General features: G+C 53.5%; 11 protein-coding genes. 4 read left to right on the top strand and 7 right to left on the bottom strand.

Going from position 1 to position 18,992, the window contains the following annotated elements; all coding sequences use genetic code 11:
* Positions 1-13 precede the first annotated feature (13 nt).
* From CKQ54_RS02760 to CKQ54_RS02740, 5 genes are all read right to left on the bottom strand, one after another.
* Positions 14-3,976 carry a cellulose biosynthesis protein BcsC gene (locus CKQ54_RS02760; RefSeq protein WP_120164041.1) on the bottom strand — a complete coding sequence of 1,321 codons (3,963 nt, stop codon included), beginning with the start codon at positions 3,974-3,976 and terminating at the stop codon, positions 14-16.
* A 79-nt stretch (positions 3,977-4,055) separates the two neighbouring features.
* Complete coding sequence (bcsB, locus tag CKQ54_RS02755; RefSeq protein ID WP_120164042.1) at positions 4,056-6,566, bottom strand: cellulose biosynthesis cyclic di-GMP-binding regulatory protein BcsB; 2,511 nt, start codon at positions 6,564-6,566, stop codon at positions 4,056-4,058.
* Positions 6,563-8,662, bottom strand: a complete 2,100-nt coding sequence (gene bcsA, locus CKQ54_RS02750; protein ID WP_120164043.1) for a UDP-forming cellulose synthase catalytic subunit — start codon at positions 8,660-8,662, stop codon at positions 6,563-6,565. Before bcsA ends, bcsB begins: the two co-directional genes overlap by 4 nt.
* 29 nt (positions 8,663-8,691) lie before the next feature.
* On the bottom strand, positions 8,692-9,495 hold the full coding sequence (bcsQ, locus tag CKQ54_RS02745; RefSeq protein WP_112291838.1) for a cellulose biosynthesis protein BcsQ: 804 nt from the start codon (positions 9,493-9,495) through the stop codon (positions 8,692-8,694).
* Positions 9,486-10,292 (bottom strand): hypothetical protein, encoded by an 807-nt coding sequence (locus tag CKQ54_RS02740; protein WP_120164044.1) that lies wholly within the window; start codon positions 10,290-10,292, stop codon positions 9,486-9,488. The genes bcsQ and CKQ54_RS02740 overlap by 10 nt, the downstream gene beginning before the upstream one ends.
* Before the next feature lie 558 nt (positions 10,293-10,850).
* On the opposite strand from CKQ54_RS02740, the gene hmsP reads away from it, so the two are divergent.
* From hmsP to CKQ54_RS02720, 3 genes are all read left to right on the top strand, one after another.
* Positions 10,851-12,833 carry a biofilm formation regulator HmsP gene (hmsP, locus tag CKQ54_RS02730; protein ID WP_120164046.1) on the top strand — a complete coding sequence of 661 codons (1,983 nt, stop codon included), beginning with the start codon at positions 10,851-10,853 and terminating at the stop codon, positions 12,831-12,833.
* Between the two features lie 236 nt (positions 12,834-13,069).
* On the top strand, positions 13,070-14,362 hold the full coding sequence (locus CKQ54_RS02725) for a dicarboxylate/amino acid:cation symporter (protein WP_112291844.1): 1,293 nt from the start codon (positions 13,070-13,072) through the stop codon (positions 14,360-14,362).
* A 317-nt stretch (positions 14,363-14,679) separates the two neighbouring features.
* Entirely contained in the window at positions 14,680-16,179 is a 1,500-nt protein-coding gene (locus CKQ54_RS02720; RefSeq protein WP_120164047.1) for a M16 family metallopeptidase, read from the top strand.
* 186 nt (positions 16,180-16,365) lie between these two features.
* Here the strand turns inward: CKQ54_RS02720 and kdgK are convergent, their stop codons facing one another.
* Both kdgK and CKQ54_RS02710 read right to left on the bottom strand, forming a co-directional pair.
* Positions 16,366-17,304 carry a 2-dehydro-3-deoxygluconokinase gene (kdgK, locus tag CKQ54_RS02715; protein ID WP_120163520.1) on the bottom strand — a complete coding sequence of 313 codons (939 nt, stop codon included), beginning with the start codon at positions 17,302-17,304 and terminating at the stop codon, positions 16,366-16,368.
* Positions 17,305-17,496: 192 nt separating this feature from the next.
* The gene (locus CKQ54_RS02710; protein ID WP_120163519.1) at positions 17,497-17,700 is read right to left on the bottom strand and encodes a 2-hydroxymuconate tautomerase family protein; all 204 of its coding nucleotides are present in this window, start codon (positions 17,698-17,700) and stop codon (positions 17,497-17,499) included.
* A gap of 324 nt (positions 17,701-18,024) precedes the next feature.
* On the opposite strand from CKQ54_RS02710, the gene pdeH reads away from it, so the two are divergent.
* On the top strand, positions 18,025-18,801 hold the full coding sequence (gene pdeH / locus CKQ54_RS02705) for a cyclic-guanylate-specific phosphodiesterase (protein WP_113876905.1): 777 nt from the start codon (positions 18,025-18,027) through the stop codon (positions 18,799-18,801).
* Positions 18,802-18,992 lie beyond the last annotated feature (191 nt).

Raw genomic sequence — 18,992 nt, 5'->3', positions numbered from 1 at the left:
TATTTCACCGCGATTAATTTTGACCCATCAGGTAACGGAAGTAGACCTGCGCTGTGCTTTCGTTGTAGTCACCGAAAGTATCGTAGCCAACCTGTCCGCCAATCTGCATGCTTTTGTTCAGATGATAATTGCCGCCCACGCCTGCATTCCAGCCGATGCCGTTCTGCGTTTTACCGCCATAATAGGCTTCGGTGCCGTAACCTTCTGCCACCAGATCTTCCAGCTGTTTCTGCAGTTCCGGATTATTCGGGAAGTAAGCGCTCTTATCCTGAGAGTAAGACTGATAACCCACAGCACCGGACAGTTTCAGATCCCAGTCGTCATACTTCTGGGTGTATTCCACCGGGAAGGAGACGCTGACATAGTTTTGCGGGCTGAAGTAACCACCCTGACCATAAGAGTAGTAGCTGAGGTTTTTGTCGAAGTTCATGTAACCGACGTTGATACCGGTTTTCAGCTCGCGATCGTCATAACGGTAAGGGCGGACATACAAACCGGCATTGGCGTTCACCGATGTGTTGCTCTTCACGTTATTACCCAGATAACTGTAGTAACCGCCTTCGGCATAGAAACCGGCGTCGCCATCGTCGTAGGACAGATTAATGCTGCCGCCGTTTTTGGTGACCTGACCCCATTCCTTGCCGCTGTAATTATCTTTGGTCCCGACGTAAGACAGAATACTGTCGGTGACGGCACGACGTTCAGCAGTCACGCGCAGGGTGGTGAAGTCGGTCAGTTTCGGTGCCCATTGCACACCACCGACCAGCGAGTTCAGATCCTGCCCGAGCGGCGTGCTGCCGATATCGGCTTTGTAGCTGTCACCGGTCAGTGCGGCGTTCACTTCCACGCCAGTTGCACTCTGATTTCCGGCGGATGGCGCGGCATACGTCGTCGGATCCGTGCCGGTAATGGTGTTGTACGCGACGCACTGATCGGACGTGGCATTGGCGGAAGTACAGTTGGTGCTGGAGTTCGCCGCAGCGGCCGCCTGCAATTTGGCAAAGGTGCTGTAGTTGGCGATATCCAGACCGGCCGCTGCGGCTGCGGCGGCCACATCTTTCTGCGCCGACTGCGCTGCTGCCAGTGCGCCCTGACCGAAACGTGCGTTGCCGGTGCCGGAAGGGCTGCCTGCGCTGAGAGAAACCGGTGTGACGCCGATACTCAGACGTGACGTATCAAACGGCACGAAGGCAAAGGTCATCGGCGCTTTGGCTTCGGTCAGCTGGCTGAGACCGCTTTCGCCGTCACGACCACGAATCGACATGTCGCCCTGCGCCCAGGTCGCGGTTTTGCCCTGCAAATCGTCGAGCATGTCGTCGATCTGTTTTTCGGTTGCATTACGTTGCGCCACTGCCGTCGGTTGTGCGGTGGCTGCCGGAATATTGCCCGGCGTGGAAATCTGATCAGACACCTGCCACGGCAACACGGTGCCGTAAGAGGATTGCGTTGCCGGACGTGAGGCCGACGTGCGCGTTGAGCGGTTGATGAACGGGTTGTCGCTGATCTGCAATCCGGCGACCTGTGCCGGACTGTCTGCACCTTCCAGTCCGATCATCTTGCCTTTGGCGGAACGCAGTAACGCCATGGCCTGCTGATGATCGCCCTGTGCTTCGGCAACGCGTGCTTCTAACAGCAGACGATCTGGCGTACGCGGCCCGGTCAGGCCTTCCGTCAGGGTTTTCGCCCGCTGGTTATCGCCTTCGCCCAGCGCCACGTTAATCGCACCCACGCGCGCATCCTGCGTCGGCGTGTCGTTGCTCATCAGATAGTTATAAACCTGACCCGCCTGTTTATTGAGTTTGCCTGACTGATACAGACGTGCCATCGCCAGCATCAGGTCGCGGTTTTGCGGATCGGCCTGCAGCGCGACGACCAGTTTGTCGTAAGCCGCCGCATACTGACCTTGCTCGCGCAGCTGGTCAGCCTGATTGATGACAAAGCCGTTACGCAGATTTGCCAGCGCAGTCGGTGACGTGCCGGACTGAATCTGCGGATTTTGCAGGAAGGCTTGCGCCTCATTGCTCAGACCAGCCTGATTGAGCACGGTCACCTGATCGGCATAATCACCGGCATTACCCTTAACACCCTGACGCATATTCTGGCGCACCAGCTGCACCGCCAGCGGAAGCTGTCCCGCTGCCGCCAGATTTTTCGCCAGCGAACCGACATCCGCCGGTGCGCTCGGTGGATTTTGTGCCAGTGCGCGCAGCGTATTCGAGGCTGCCGCAGTATTGCCCTGTTGCAGATAATTTTCGGCATCCGCCATCTGCGCATTGTAGTTGGCGCGCTGCGCCAGTTCACGCATACCCTGATTCTGACTGCTGCGCGGAATGCGCGAGAGCAGAGCGTTGGCGGTGGACCAGTTTTTGGTTTCGGAAGCAAAAAGTGCCGCGGCGTACAAATCAGCGGAAGACGCGCCCGGACGTGAAGACGGCGCCATAATGGCCTGCGCCTGCGCGGTCTGGCCTTGCGATTGCAGGATGCGTGCCATATCCAGTTTTACCCACACGTTCGACGGCTGACGTTCCTGCGCCTGCTGCAGAATATTCAGTGCGCGCTGCGGATCGTTGTTCGCCACCGCCTGCGCGGCCTGACGACGCAATGGTTCGATGACATCCGCCACGGCCGGCGGGTTCATCTTGGCCTGTAGTCCGGCTGGCAGAGTTTTCAGAACCTGATTAGCTTCGGCGGTTTTGTTTTGCTGACGCAGCACATAATACAATCCGGCGCGGGCATCGGCGTTATCGCCCAGCGCGCTGTATTGCTGCTCAGCGCCGGGAAGATCCCCTTTGCGGCGCAGAATATCCGCACGTAACAAACTGGCAGACTGGCCTTTCTCGCCACCCACCTGCGTCAGCGGAGTGACCGCCGCCAGCGCAGCGTCGTAACTGCCGGAACCCGCAGCGTCTTTGGCTTTAGCTAATTGCGCATAAAACGCCGAATCCTGCGCCTGATTGCTCAGTTGCGCGCTGTTCGGACCGCCCTGCGCGGCGGCTTTGCTCAGATATTGCGACGCTTCTTCAAAATTGCCGCTGCGCTGGGCGATATACCCCAGACCGGCCAGTGCATCGGCGTCGTTCGGGTTATCGGCCAGTACGCTTTCGAATTTGGATTTAGCGCTGGTGACGTCGCCGCTGTTCAGCGCAGTAAAGCCCTGACCTTTCGCTGCGCCGCCAATGTTTTTCTGGAAATAGGCCATCACGCCGGTGTCATTGGGATGACGCGCCTGATAACCCTGATACAAATCACGGTCACCTTCCTGCGGTGCCATCCACAGCAGCGCCTGACGTAATGAGCGGTCCGCTTCGGTGCTGGAACCGGCCATGGTGCTCAGCAGTTTAATGCCGTCGCGACGGGTGGATTCCTGATAAGTCAGCACTTTGCCCAGACCGAGACGTGCCTGCGTATCGTCCGGACGGGAGGCGATGCGCTGTTGTAATCCGGCAATGGCCTGCGGCTGGAGCGATTTATCGCCTGCCATGGTCAGATAATATTCGGTTGCCAGACTGTCGAGCGGCTGGTTACCGTTAAAAATGGTGCGGTACGCCGATAATGCGCCGCTGACGTTCCCTTGTGCCGCCATCTGACGGGCAGAAGCCAGCTGAGCGGGGGGAATCGACTGCATCGCTTTGGCGCTGTTTAGCGACGCCAGACGTGGATCGTCAGGCGAGACGGCAGACAGTTTTTCACGCCACTGATTAGCCGACGTTTTATCGCCACTTTGCATGGAATACAGCGACATCAAATACATCGCCTGCGCATTGTCCGGCTCCACCAGCAGCACTTTCTGCAAGGCGTCTTTAGCCAGATCATCATGCGCGCGCTCGTGCCAGTAAGCGGCCTGATCAAACAGGGCTTTCATGGCCGGATTGGTGGTGTCCGCTGCAAATGTAGCGGCGCTAAAACTCGCGACTCCGGCCATCCCTACCAGATAAATAGCCCTGATCACCGCCAGGGACAGTTTATGTTTTTTCATTTTCCAGCTCCGGTAATCGCCAGAGGGTCGCCTGAAACACAGGCGACTTTGATTGTTTTTGTTATACAGCCGATGCTTTTCATTTCTGACCCAGACGTTTAGCCGCATGACGACGCAGGACCACGAACAGGCTCAGGCCAATCACCAGCGAAACCAGGGTAGCGATCAGCGACAGGATCACGATATGTGTGCTGGCGTACCAGAGCACCATCATGTACCACGGCATTTGTCCGGTCGGGAATTGCTGGCCAACGGAGAAACTGCGGATGCCATTTTCATCGGTAATGATCGCCAGATCACCGCGCACGTTGGCGTTAATTTTTGGCGATTTCAGATCGTTATGGATTTTCAGTAACTGCTGATCGTCTGTACCGGTCGCGACCACCACCACGTGATCGTTAGACCAGCGCGAGCGGTAACTGACGAAGCCGCGCCATGCGCCGGTCGAGGACAGATACCGGTCGGCATCCACCGGCTGGCGGTACCAGTCACCGGTCAGCCAGGCCACGAGACGCTGGACTTCGGTGGGCGTTTTTACGCCCATCGCACCGGCATTGATGCTAAACGGCGAGTCAGCCAGCAACTGCTGATTGAACGGCGTATCGCCAAGCGTAGTGACGGCCAGAATATCGCGGTCAAACAGCGGGTTATTCTGTTCGTCGCCCTTCAGACCAAAGGCCACCTGAACGTGGTTCACCGGCACACCGGTGGCTTTACCGGCGCGTGAGGCCAGGTTCAGCAGGGTATGGATTTCATCCGCCGTCGGCGTTTGCGGCAACAGCATCAGTGTGTCGGAGAAATCAGCCAGTTTGGAATACGGATAAGAGGCGCCTACGAAATACGACAGGTTCGGCAACTGGGCGAAGTGATAGCTTCCGCTCAGATCGATGAAGGATTTCGGGTCGATACGGCTCTTGATGTTATCGCTGGTCAGAATGCTGCACGGCGCATCTTTTTTCGGCTTGATGTCGAAATAAAATTGCAGCTGGTTATCGCCGTAAATCAGGTACGGCGCGAGCTGGATGGTGTAGCGTTCCTGACGGCTGTCACCGCCCAGACGACGCCAGAGGTTCTCGATCAGTCCGACTTTGTTCACTGTCAGGCTGCGCAGATAATTGCTGTTGATGGAGACATTCAGCCTCGAGCTGTCTTCATCAATCCAGTTTTCGGTCGGGAAGCGGTAATCAATGCGCACCGGAATATTGTGACCATCCCACATGAACAAGTCCGGCGCAGCGCGGAATGCCACCTGAATACCGTCGTGATAAATCCCGTTAGAAATCAGTGAATCCTGATCTTTACCCGCCAGTTCACCCAGCGTGACCGGCCGTGAGGTATCAATCCAGCGCGGCGCGTCATACGGTTTGCTCGCAGGAATGGTTTGCTGCGCGACATCCAGATGATCGACGCTATTCGGCATACCGCCGCTGATCAGGCGATACGCGGCCTGACGCAGTTCGTTGTCGTCATTGCCCAGCACCAGCAGCAGTTTGTAGACCGGATTAATCGGGTTATCGATGATCTGAATCGATGCGCCGTTGCTCGCCGGCAAGGTCAGCGAACCGATTTTATCCCCCGGCTTGCCGAACAGTATGCCGTTCTGATCCGGCAAATCGTTCAGGATGACCGGGAAATCGACGCTGCGATAATCGGACAACATGCCGAGATAAGAAGAGACCATCGCCGCTGCGCTGACATCTCCGGGTTTCATCGACGACGTGAAGCCCATGGTGATTTTGGACTCCTGCATTTGCAGGCCATCAAAGAACGGACGCGGGAAGTTACCCAGATTGCGGCCGATATTGAGCTGCTGACCTTCCAGACCAATGCTGGTGGTCGGCAAAATCGTGACCCAGTATTTATCCGACTGATCTTTCTCGCAGGTCATGGTGTTGCTGTCATGCACGCGGAAGCTCAGGTTATTGCTGGACACCACCATCGCAGACGGGATATCCAGATCGTAAACATCGCCGCCGTTACTGCTTTGATTCAGTGGCAGATTACCCAGCGGCTGACCGTTGAGCATCAGCTCGAGCGTGGTATCGCGGGCAATCAGCGCCGGAGAAATTTTCAGCGCCAGCGAAAGATGCGCGTTGGTCACCACTTCGTCCGCCGGCAGGGTGAAGAGAATGCCCGACTGTAACTGGCCGCCGCTGAGCGTCAGCCCGTTTGGCTGTCCCATTTCCGCCACGGTAATATTACTGGTGACCGGCTGAACCAGCGGGATCACCGGTGCCGGCGCGGCGGCCGGATCGGTAACCGGAGTCACAGGCGCAGACAGTGAGCTGCTGTTATTCACCGGCGTGGTATCGGCCTGCGGGGCGTCAGCAGCCGGAGCAGAATCTGCCGGTGCCGCATTGCTGGCGGGCGTTGTGTTGTCTTCCGGCATCGGTGTGACCGGCGGCAGCCACGATGGCGCAGCGGGCAAACTGGTGGCAGGATCCACCGCCGGAGCTGGCGTTTCTTCCGCCTGCGTGAACGGCAGGCTGCTGAACGTCAGCAACAGGCCGGTAGTGATTTTCCTGAGCAGGGACGCCCCCGGCACAGCAGAGAAACGGCGCTTTACGGTCGGTTCAGGTAGTCGGTTCATGCTGCTTCACTCTTGCTGGCGGCGTCAGCGGGTTTATCTTTAGCACGGCGTTCTTTCCACGTGTTGTAGAACAATTCGAACACGCAACGGATGATGCTGAGCAGTGATTTGAACGGGTTATCCTGCGGGTATTCTTCCCCAATCCAGGCGTCGGCTCTGCATAACACCACGCGTACCAGTTCACGGCGTTTTGAGAGCGGCAGGTTTTCAAATTGCAGACGAATGCGCTCTTTGTTGCCGCTGACCTGGCTGACCGGGAAGCTCTCGGCGCCGGATGACAGCTGGATTTCCACTTCTTCAATTTCTTCTTCGAGATAACGCACATCCGGCGTCACCAGCTGCACGCCACCCATCGACATATCGATCGTAGTGGTGCGCAGTGAAATCCCGTTGGCGTAATGAATAATCGCCGGGATCGCCACATCAACACGGATGGTTTTACGCACCTGACGCGTCTCTTTCGCCACTGCAATTGCCGCCAGCAGGATCAGCACGCTAAAGCTGCCCCACGCCACATTAAGCGCGATAACGCTGGGATCAATGGCAAAGTAATCGTGGAAGATGGCGCGCACTATTCCGTAACCGATACCGATAAACATCAGGATCGCGACAATCAGATGCGGCTTCACAATGTTGAAGTCAAAGAAGCCGACGTCGAGCAAACCGCCTTTGTCCGTCACGTTGAACTTGCCGCGTTTTGGCGCGAGCAGGGTCACAATCGTTGGCAGGATCAGGTGGAACGCCATGACGGTTTCATAAATTTCCCCCCAGAAGGTGTAACGGAAACGGCCATTCATGCGGGAGTTGATGTACAGCGACATCACCAGGTGCGGCAGCGCGTAAGCGAAAATCAGGCTGGCGGACGAGGAAATAATGTTCAGATTAAACAGCAGGAACGCCAGCGGAGCGGTCAGGAAGACCACGCGTGGCAGGCCAAACTGGAAGTGCAGCATGGCGTTCAGGTAGCACAGACGTTGCTGCCATTTCAGACCACGGCCAAGCAGCGGATTATCGACGCGGAAAATCTGCGTCATGCCGCGCGCCCAGCGTGTACGCTGAATAACGTGCAGGCCAAGACGCTCTGTCGCCAGACCGGCGGCCAGCGGGATATCCAGAAACGCGGTATTCCAGCCACGACGCTGCATTTTCAGCGCGGAGTGGGCATCTTCGGTGACGGTTTCAACGGCAAAGCCGCCGACTTCTTCCAGCGCCACGCGGCGGATAACCGCACAGGAGCCACAGAAGAACGTCGCGTTCCAGTTGTCATTCCCCTGCTGAACCGGACCGTAGAACAGCGCACCTTCGTTGGGCATGGTGCGGCCAGCAGAAAGATTTCGTTCGAACGGGTCGGGCGAATAGAAATAGTGAGGCGTCTGGATCAGCGCCAGACGCGGATCTTTCAGGAAGCTGCCGACGGTGGCCTGTAAAAAGGCGCGGGTCGCCACGTGGTCGCAGTCGAACACGCAAATCAACTCGCCCTTAGTGAGTTTCATCGCATGGTTAAGGTTACCGGCTTTGGCGTGGGAGTTATCATTACGGGTGATATATCCCACGCCGGCGTCCGCTGAGAACACCGCAAATTCGTCGCGCTTACCGTCATCCAGCACGTAAATTTTGATTTTATCTTTCGGATAATCGATGCACTGCGCCGCCAGAACGGTATCGCGAACCACGTCGAGGCTTTCGTTATAGGAAGGAATATACACGTCGACGGTTGGCCATAAACTGATGTCATCCGGTAAAGGTTCGATGGTGCGTTTTAATGGCCAGGTGGTTTGCAGATAACCCAGCAATAAAATCAGCCAGACATACAGTTCGGCAAGGAATAAACCGATCCCTAAAATAGCTTCAATTGTGGAATTAAAATGCAGTGTTTCTGTGGCGCGCCAGTAAATATAACGCGTCGACATGATGATAGACATGATCACCATGACCACACTAATGCGGCGGCTTTTACTGATGCCGAGCAGGAATAATAGCCCGATGCTGATCAGGCCAAAAATGTACTGCTTCTGGCTGCCCATCGGCGTGATGATGATGACTGCTGCCACCGGCAGCAGCAGAAGAACAAGCAGGGAAAACAGGAATTTATTCATCGCTTTGGGGTCGCTGTTATCGGTGATAGTTAATAACTGCCAGATTTAGGCGCGGCGTGTAATTCACCATCACCGACTTTAATCCCTAAGATGGCGGCGACTTTTTTGCTGATCAGTTCAATATCAAATGCCGAAGCGGATACCGGACTAAAATCAATAATAGAGCGCTGCGAGGCATTCGCCTCTGGCACGCATTCATCCCTGTGGATTGTGCCCAATAATCTTTCATTTAAACGCTGTTCGAAAAATTGTGTGACATCGCGACTTAATGTACGACGGGTGTCACTTTGATTGACGACATAATATTCACCCTTCTTATTATTAAGCGGGGTGCCAATTAATTTATTCTTTTCCATTAACGGCAATAAAGATAATGACGCGGTATCGGCAAGCATGACCACAATATGTAAATCCGCAATAGCCTGAACCGCTTTTAATGCCGGACTTGGACCCGGAGGGAAATCAGCAATAATAATTAAACCCGGATAATTCAGGACGGTATTTAATCCGCGCTGTAAAAAATGCGGATCGGTGGCCAGCTGGTGCTCAAATTCAAGACGCTGGTCTTCGTTGACTTCGCCATAAGGTAATACAAACGTATTTGAACCCGCCTTGAGAATAAACTGGCTCCAGTCGGATTCGTTACCCGAACCTGCCACAAAGCCGCGGGTATCGGAAATAGGCACACCGAAATGAAGGCGAAGGGCGTTCTGCACATCAAAATCAATAACCAGCACTTTGCTGCCACTGCGGGCGAGCGAATAGGCCAGGTTGGAGGCCACCGTGGTTTTTCCTACCCCACCTTTCGGTGAACAAACGCAAACTAACGGCATGAGGCAATCATCTCTAACAAGGGTTGAAGCGGGGTGTCGCGATGTAAATAAGCGCTGGCAGGCTGCGGAGCCCGCTGTTTAAACATCTGTTTAAAGCGCTGGTTAGCATCAGCTGACGCCGGGGGCGCGGAGACCACTGGCGCTGTGCTGCGCACAGGCGCAGGGCTGTAAGCGGGCGCTGAAGGTTGTACCGGCGGCTGGTGATAAAGCGTCGCGGCGGGTTGTTGTACTGGCTGAAGCACCTGCGCGGGTTGAACCGGATTCGGTGCGGGTTGTTTTGGCGCTTCAGGCATGGCTTTACGCAGCGAATCAAGCAAACCCGACCCGCTGTCAGGAATAACAGACTGTGCGTGCAATGTTGGTGCCGGATGAACAGGCTGATGCTGTGCGGACTGAACCGCTGCTGGCACAGGTGTTGCAGCAGCAGGAGGCAGCGTTTCACGCAGCGCATCCAGCAAGCCAAATCCGGCAGCCGGAGGAGCCACTTCAGAAGACATTGGCGCGTGTGCAACGGGGGGTTGCGTTATCTGGCGGTTATCCTGGTGTTCATTCACAGGCCGGGCGGCAGATAGCGAAAATTCATCCGCAGAAATAGACTGAGGGGTGGGTTGCGTCGAACGGCCATTATCGAGAGGACCGGCAGGATCTTCACTGGCGGAAACTTGTTTAATTAACGTCCACTGATTCATTGAACCGGTAATGGATTCACCCGTTGATTTTTCATTAAGCTCTTTATAATCAAGCTTTTCCAACTTCGTCTTATCCATAAAACGTTTAATATCGTCATATTTATTCATAAATCCCGCCCGGTAGGATTATATATATCGGTGTTTTCTGGACGTCAAAACGACCGTGAATGGTCGTTAACAAAGAGTGTGAAAAGTTTAATTTTTTTAAAGTTTTTAGTGGGAATGAGACTCGTCTTAATATATCAGTTCTTTTACAGCATAGAGCAGTTTTTACAAAAAATAGGAATTTCCCGCATAAAAACGAGGGTGACATAACTGGCTGTCTCGAAAAGGTTTTTGGTGTTATTTTACTGCTTGTTTGTCTTAAGTTAGTTGAAAAGCTTATCTTTATTGTGATGTATAGCGCATAAACTTCATCAGTGTTGCTGAACCCTGGATGTTCTGGCTGCGGGGGTATCCGGTTATGCTTCGTAATGTATGTTTTTCGTAAGTTAATTATCTTAACGGATAATTAGTTTAGAAATTTTTTGGCAAACATGTTGTTTTTTATAGCCAAAATATTGACTCAGACCTCGTAAAAACGCGTTATAAGGTATACTGCGCAGAAGTACCGTTCCTGTTAAGGTGAGCGGGTCAAAACGTGTCTGCGGTTAATGGAGAATAAAGTTGCGGGTCAGGCGTTCATTAACGATCAAACAGATGGCAGCGGTTTCAGGCATCGCTGCGTTCACTATCTGTATCTTTATCGTCATCCAGCTGTTTCACTTTGTACAGCAGCGGAGGGATGATTACGCCCAGCAACTTGAAAATATTGCACATTCTGTCCGTGAGCCCCTGTCGCAGGCAGTACTGGATGTCGATCTGTCAGAAACGCAGGATATCCTTAACACGCTGCAACCGGTGGGCATTCTGAGCCGTGCCGATGTGGTGATGCCGAACCAAATCGCGGCGCTGCATACGCATTTCCCACCTGGCCGCCCGGTGCCGCAATGGGTTACCCGCGGTTTTAATTTACCGGTGACCATTTCAGTTCCTCTCTATTCTGCTGCTGCCAGCCCAAAATCGCCCAAGCCGCTGGCATTTCTGGTGCTCCAGGCTGATTCCTACCGTATGTATCAGTTCATTATCAGCGCGCTGTCGACCATGCTGACCACTTATCTGCTGCTGGCGCTGATCCTGACAATTTCCGTGAGCTGGATTGTCAACCGCCTGATCGTTAAACCGCTGCGTACGATTGCCCGCGAGCTGGAATCCCTGCCGGAAAGCGAAGTGCCTTCTCACCAGCTGACGCTGCCGCAGCGCCATGAAGACGACGAAATCGGCATGCTGGTGCGCAGCTACAACCGCAATCAGCAACAACGGGAAAAGTTACCGCAAAAGAGTGATGACGTGTCGCTGTGTTCCGGAAGCAGCCTGAATAATGAAGAACAATTCATTCAGCGCCTGCAACAGCGGCTCAGTTCAGCGGAGCCTGAGAAAGGTTTCCACCTGCTGCTGATCGGCATCGAAAGCCTGCGTGATGACGGCCATGTCGATTGCCCGCTGATATCTTCCATTATGGATGTGCTGCCGGAAAACTGTCTGATGGCGCGTCTGAGTTACAACGAATTTGCCCTGCTGGCGGGAGACATTGCGCGTCCCTTTATGGCGATGCGTCTGGCACGACAAATCATGGAGCGCATCAATGCGCCACAGGAAAGTGATGCCGGCAATATGTCGCTGCATCCGACGGGCAGTATCGGTATCGTCCAGCACACAGGCGAATTCCCGGTGACGGCGCAGCAGATGATGTCTAACGCGCGTGCCGCCAGATTGTCCGCTTATCAGCAGGGTAAGAATCAGATCCTGTTCTTCGAGCCTGAGCTGACCGAAAAGATTCAGAAACGCTTATTGCAGGAAAACGATATTCTGCACGCCATGGAGCAAAGCGATTTCACGCTGTTTATCCAGCCGCAGATGAATATGAAAACCGGTGCAGTGGTCGGCGCGGAAGCCTTGCTGCGGCGTAAAATGCCCGACGGCAGTTACGGGCTGGAAAGTGATTTCATCGTGCTGGCCGAAGAAATTGGTGTGATGAGCCTGCTGGGTTACAAGATTCTCGAACTCGGTTGCCAGATCCTGGCGGACTGGCAGCAGCGCGGCATTACATTGCCCTTGTCGGTCAACCTTTCCGGCGTGCAGGTGCAGCAGCGTAATTTCCTGCCGGAACTGCGCAGCCTCCTGAGCCGTTACAAAATCAATCCGGGGCAACTGGTTCTGGAAATTACGGAAACGGCGCGGATTGAAGATTTAGATCGCGCACTGGTGCTGCTGAGTGAATTACGCGCAGCAGGCGTATCGATTGAACTGGATGATTTTGGCCTGGGCTATTCAGGTCTTGAATATCTCAACCGCCTGCGTTCGCTGCCGATTGATGTCATCAAAATCGACCGCAGCTTTGTCAGCGTGTTGCCTGAGGACGAAGTGATGGTGAACATTGTGGCGTCCATTGGACGTGCAATGAATATCCAGCTGGTCGCCGAAGGGGTTGAAACCGAGGAGCAGCGTTTGTGGTTGCTGAACGAGAATATTCACCTCGGACAGGGGTATTTATTCTCCCCGCCGCTTTCCAAAAAAGAATTTGAACGCAAATTCTGCCAGCCTTCCTGAACGCTCTGAAGGGCAGGAAACCCCTTCCTGCCGGCACTTTTTCTGACTCTCTTTGATTTCTTTACTTACTTAAATCTGAGCTGAATGGTTTCCGCTCTGGTTTTTCATGAGTCGTCATTGCGCAGAGAAACGAAATATTTCCATCATGTTGTGTTGATGTTACTTCAATGCACTCGCCTCATTATCTTTGATCTTAAAAAACCAAGGGCGATGCACTCACTTCAGGATGGGTATTCATGAAAAAATCACTCTTCAAGAGTCTGTATTTTCAGGTTCTTTTAGCAATTACTGTGGGCGTGCTGCTGGGGCATTTCTATCCGGACATCGGCGCGCAAATGAAACCGTTAGGTGATGGTTTTGTTAAGTTAATCAAAATGATCATTGCGCCTGTTATCTTCTGTACCGTCGTTACCGGCATCGCAGGCATGGAAAGCATGAAAGCGGTGGGGCGCACAGGCGCCATCGCGCTGCTCTATTTTGAAATTGTGAGTACTCTGGCACTGATCATCGGGCTGGTGATCGTCAACATCGTACAACCGGGTGCCGGGATGAACGTCGATCCGGCAGCGCTGGACGCCAAAGCCGTCGCGGTTTACGCCGAGCAGGCACAAAGTCAGGGCATCATTCCTTTCCTGCTCGATGTGATCCCTTCAAGCGTGATTGGTGCGTTCGCCAGCGGTAATATTCTGCAGGTGCTGCTGTTTGCAGTGCTGTTTGGATTTGCGCTGCATCGCATGGGTCACAAAGGTCAGCTGATTTTCAATGTGATTGAAAGCTTCTCAGGGGTCATTTTCGGCATCATTAACATGATCATGCGCCTGGCACCTTTAGGTGCTTTCGGGGCGATGGCGTTCACTATCGGTAAATACGGTGTCGGTTCTCTGGTCCAGCTCGGTCAGCTGATCCTGTGCTTCTACCTGACCTGTATTCTGTTCGTGGTGGTGGTGCTCGGGCTTATCGCACGCTTCACCGGTTTCAGCATCTTCAAATTTGTGAATTACATTAAAGAAGAATTGCTGATCGTTCTCGGCACCTCGTCTTCTGAATCCGCACTTCCGCGTATGCTGGATAAAATGGAGCGTCTGGGCTGCAAAAAGTCCGTGGTCGGCCTGGTTATCCCGACGGGTTATTCCTTCAATCTGGACGGCACCTCGATTTATCTGACCATGGCGGCGGTCTTTATCGCTCAGGCCACCAATACCCATATGGATATCTGGCATCAGATCACCCTGATTGTGGTACTGCTGTTGTCTTCAAAAGGCGCGGCGGGCGTGACCGGCAGTGGCTTCATCGTACTGGCGGCAACATTGTCGGCGGTAGGGCACTTACCGGTGGCAGGGCTGGCGCTGATTCTGGGCATTGACCGCTTTATGTCTGAAGCGCGTGCGCTCACCAATCTGGTGGGTAACGGCGTAGCGACTATCGTGGTGGCAAAATGGTGTGATCAGCTCGATGAAGGGCAATTGAAAGCGACATTGAATGGCCAGAAAGGTCTGACAGAGGCTGAGAAGTCTGCTTCAGGTTTTTGAATGATGGCCTGATGATGGAAGAAAATAGCGTTAAACGTTTATAAAAACGCATTTATTTAGCCTCAAATTCCCCTAATATCCACCGGTTGCTTGATGTAACCGGTGGATTATCTTCATAATATGTCTCCAGAACGCCACCTCCGGCTATTATTCCCAGAATATTTTTGGCGGCTGCGCGACTTTGCAGGAAAAGCGCGGTCTAACGAAGGACTGTATTTTTCGTCCTTAAACTTACGCATTCAGTTCCTGTGGGCGAGTCAACTGACACCGGCAGGACAGCAAATTTAAAATTAGATTGTCATTACGTAGGGGTTCACATGCAGGGCACCAAAATCCGTTTACTCATTGGTGGATTGTTGCTGGCAGCAGCCGCAAGTCATGTGCAAGCTGAAGCATTACAACCTGATCCTGCCTGGCAGCAGGGGAAGCTGGACAATGGATTTACCTGGCAGTTGCTGACGACGCCGCAACGCCCGAGTGATCGTATCGAATTACGCCTGGTGGTTCGCACCGGCTCGCTGGCAGAATCTGCCCAGCAATCGGGCTATGCCCATTTCCTTCCGCGTCTGGCACTGATGCACAGCGAAGGATTCAGCACGTCTCAGTTACAGTCTTTATGGCAGCAAGGTATCAATCCGCAGCGCCCGCTGCCGCCGGCTGTCAGTTCTTATGACTTCACTGTGTATAATCTGAGTCTGCCAAATAACCGTCCTGATCTGATGAAGGATGCGCTGAACTGGCTGGCGAATACCGCCGGTAAAATCTCTGTGACGCCTGAGCTGGTGAGTGCCGCGCGTCAGGAATCTCAGGATCCGGTGGGCTCTTTACCACAAAATACGCAGGACGCCTGGTGGCGCGCGCGTATGGCCGGTTCGACCCTGGTCGGGCACAGTCCTGATCAGTTGCCGACAAAACCCATCAATATCGAAGCCTTAACCCGATTTTATCATCAGTGGTATACCCCTGATGCGATGACGTTGTTTGTGGTTGGGAATGTGGATAGTCGTGGTCTTAGCGAACAAATCAACCGGACTTTCTCTGTTCTGAAAGGCAGCCGTCAGACACCACAAACCTTGCCGACACTCTCTGAAGTCACGACCAAATCGATGAGCGTGATGGATGAAAATCTGACTCAGGATCGTCTCTCATTAATGTGGGATAACGCCTGGCAGCCGATTCAGGATTCACAGGCGCTTTCCGCGTACTGGCGCAGTGATTTAGCCCGTGAGGCGCTGTTCTGGCATTTGCAGGAAGCCCTGAAAACTGCTTTCGAAAATAAGAAAGATGCCACCACACCGGGCCCGTCCCTGGGCTTTGACTGCAACGTGCAGTATCAGCGCGCCCAATGTGCCATCCGTATCGACGCCTCACAGGCGAAGCTTGCCGAGCTGTTTAAGCGTTTGTCCGAAGAGTTGCTGGTGGTGCGTGATAAAGGTATTTCGCAGTCTGAATTTGATGCGCTGATTGCGCAAAAGAACGATCAGCTGAGCAAGCTTTTCGCCACCTACGCCCGTACCGACACCGATGTGCTGATGAGCCAGCGTTTGCGTTCGCAGCAGAACGGCGTCGTGGATATCGCACCGGAACAGTACCAGCAATTGCGTCAGCAGTTCCTTACCACGCTGACGTTGCCGGTGCTGAATCAGGAGCTGAAACAGCAGCTTTCCCGCGAACCCGCCATGCTGATTGCACAACCGAAAGGCGAGTCTGAACTGAATGCAGCTGAACTGCGGGCGGTGTATGACAAAGTGATGGCACCGGTGGAGAGCGCTCCGGCAGCGGGTGATGTGCCGGCGGCATCGGCGGCGACGCAATAAAGATCTCGATCGGCTCCCTCCCCTGCGAAGGGGAGGGTTGGGGTGGGGTATTAAGGTCTACATCAAAAAATTTAAGTGTGCTTTAGCAAAGAGTTAGTCATTAAAACCCCCTCCCAGCCTCCCCCTTCGCAGGGGGAGGAGTAAAAACCAAAGCCCAATTCGGCCCGCCCGGAGTAAAGAAAACCGTTATACCCGCCCCGGCATAAACTCCATCGGGATGATCGCCCCGCGATGCTGAATCACGGTGCTCGCTGTCTCATGCCCGCGCACTGCCGCTTCCACCGCGCTTCCACCGGTGAGCCTCACTGCTAAATACCCGGCGCTGAAGGAATCCCCTGCGGCGGTCGTATCGATCACTTTCTCTTTCGGCAATTTCACTGCAGGCACATCGTGCTGCTCGCCTTCGGCGCTGGACACGATGCAGCTTTCGGCTCCGCGTTTTACCACCACTTCGCTGACACCCAGCGCGTGGGTGCGTGCGATCACTTCCTCATACGGCTTCTGACCCCACAACATGTCTTCATCGTCGAGCGTCAGGAAAGCGATATCCGTGCAGGAAAGCATTGCGTTATACGCGGCCTGCGTCTGTTCTTTGCTGGCCCACAGGCGCGGACGATAGTTGTTGTCGAAAATGACTTTGCCACCGCGTGAACGGCAGGCTTTCAGCAGGGTCATCAGACGGTCACGGCTTTCATCGTTAAGGATCGCCAGACTGATGCCGCTCAGGTACAGATAATCGAATTCTGCCAGCTTCTGACAAATCTCTTCGGATTGCGGGCTGTCGAGCCAGTAGCGCGCGGCGGCATCATTGCGCCAGTAATAGAACGTGCGCTCGCCGGTGTCGTCGGTTTCAATCACATACAAGCCAGGCAGTTTGTTTTCCAGACGCTGAGTCAGATCTGTGTTCACGCCTTCCTGCTGCCACGCCTGCAACATCTCATTGCTGAAACTGTCGGTGCCGAGCGCGGTCACGTAATGCACGTTCAGCGCATCAGGGGAAACCTGACGGGAAATATAAACAGACGTATTCAGCGTGTCGCCACCAAAACCGCGGTGGAGGGCATCGCCTTTCTGAGATAATTCGATCATGCATTCGCCGATTACGGCAATGTTTTTGCGGGTCATTGTACCTGGCCTATGTCTGAAGCATTAAAACGAAAGGAAAGAAAAGATCGTCATTATTGCGCTCTAGTCTCTTCATAAGAATGCGGTCAGTCAAATAAATTAAAACGAGGTTTTATTTTTTTCTGCAGGAGGTAAAAAAACGCAGGAAAATCTGAGAAAAAGTGGAAGCAGCGGCACTTCCACCTGCGGGCGTTACTGACTTTCGTTGCGCAATTCAGTCACCGGACGGCCACCCAGACCCCAGTTATCTGTGTCGACCTCATCAATAATGACGAAAGTGCTGGCCGGGTTTTTACCCAGCGTATCCACCAGCAACTGCGTCACACCGGCAATCAGGGCTTTCTTCTGTTCTGCCGTCGCGCCCTCACGGGTGATTTTGATATTGACGTAAGGCATTGCTCTCTCCGGATTGTGAATAAGACGTTAGTGAAATGTTTCATCCATCCCAATGTAGAGCCTGCTGAAAGGAACTTCCAGCCCGGTTTTCGGGTTTTTTATGCGCAAATCATGCAGAGAAATGCGGAGTGATTAAAGTTTCCCCGCGCTACGCCGATAGATAACTCTACTAATGAAAGCCAGGAAACCGGGCTACTTTGCCGCCATGAAACGACGTGCTTCGCTGAAGTCCGGTCTGTTCACATGGACGCCATTGTCGTCACGCAACACATGTTGCCGCATGTCCCCTGATGATCTGATTCTTATTCATGACGGCAGAAAAATATGATAACTAAGATGATGTTAGGGCTGATTACGCCTTCTTTTACCGCGATTGAACGCGTAAAAGCACAGTCTTACTGGCGTCAGTGTCAGAGAGTGTACCGTTTTCAGCCTATTTATCGCACGACAGGAAAGCTGTTGGGGATTGAATTACTGACCGGGGTTTTCCACCCGGCGGATCCGCACAAATTCATTTCACCTGAAGAATATTTTGTTGCGATAGCCGTGGGCAAACGTCTGCAAATCGTGCAGGAGCAGCTCGACCTGTTACAGCGCTGGCAAAGTCTGTTCATCGACCATGAATTACTGGCTTCTATCAACGTCGATGGTCAGGTGCTGGAAATGCTGCAATCTGACACCGCGCTGCGCGCGCAAATCAGCGCGATGCCTTACGTACGTTTTGAACTGGTCGAAAGCGCTGAACATGCACTGAGTATTCCGTTGTCGCAAATCGAGCAATCTGACCGTTTATGGCTCGACGATTTTGGTCAGGGGATCGCAAACTTTTCTTCTTTCACCACCTGGCATTACGAATACATCAAAATCGCCCGCGATTTGTTTATTCTTTTGGGACAGAGCGAAGAAGGCTCGCGCCTGTTTTATACGCTGGTGACGCTGATGAACCGCTACAGCAAAGGCGTGATCATTGAAGGGGTCGAAACAGCCTCGGAATGGGCGATGGTGTGTAATTCGGATGCGCTCGCCGCTCAGGGCTATTATCTGGCGCGTCCTGCGACGTTCGACAATCTTGATAACCTGCCAATACATTTCAAAGGATAATGGATCACACCTTACCCGCTGAGGCGAAGTCTCAAATTGCCCGGTGCGTAGAGGTGGTGTGATTCATTGTTATTCTGTTGATTTAAATGCTTTTAAAGTTACATCTCCTGCCTCGTTTTTCTTCTTTTTCACACGCCGGTTCCGGCAAATTGCGACAAATTCAACTATGGTTAAACACTGGGATTCGTTAA

Source organism: Rahnella variigena (assembly GCF_003610915.1).
Taxonomy (GTDB): Bacteria; Pseudomonadota; Gammaproteobacteria; order Enterobacterales; family Enterobacteriaceae; genus Rahnella; species Rahnella variigena.
The sequence above is the reverse complement of the archived record's forward strand: the minus strand, read 5'-3'. Positions and strand labels throughout refer to the sequence as shown.

Coding starts and splice junctions, on each gene's coding strand:
- CKQ54_RS02740 (WP_120164044.1), bottom strand. CDS start 10,292: ATGAATAAATATGACGATATTAAACGTTTTATGGATAAGACGAAGTTG.
- CKQ54_RS02760 (WP_120164041.1), bottom strand. CDS start 3,976: ATGAAAAAACATAAACTGTCCCTGGCGGTGATCAGGGCTATTTATCTG.
- kdgK (WP_120163520.1), bottom strand. CDS start 17,304: ATGACCCGCAAAAACATTGCCGTAATCGGCGAATGCATGATCGAATTA.
- CKQ54_RS02720 (WP_120164047.1), top strand. CDS start 14,680: ATGCAGGGCACCAAAATCCGTTTACTCATTGGTGGATTGTTGCTGGCA.
- bcsB (WP_120164042.1), bottom strand. CDS start 6,566: ATGAACCGACTACCTGAACCGACCGTAAAGCGCCGTTTCTCTGCTGTG.
- bcsA (WP_120164043.1), bottom strand. CDS start 8,662: ATGAATAAATTCCTGTTTTCCCTGCTTGTTCTTCTGCTGCTGCCGGTG.
- CKQ54_RS02725 (WP_112291844.1), top strand. CDS start 13,070: ATGAAAAAATCACTCTTCAAGAGTCTGTATTTTCAGGTTCTTTTAGCA.
- CKQ54_RS02710 (WP_120163519.1), bottom strand. CDS start 17,700: ATGCCTTACGTCAATATCAAAATCACCCGTGAGGGCGCGACGGCAGAA.
- pdeH (WP_113876905.1), top strand. CDS start 18,025: ATGATAACTAAGATGATGTTAGGGCTGATTACGCCTTCTTTTACCGCG.
- bcsQ (WP_112291838.1), bottom strand. CDS start 9,495: ATGCCGTTAGTTTGCGTTTGTTCACCGAAAGGTGGGGTAGGAAAAACC.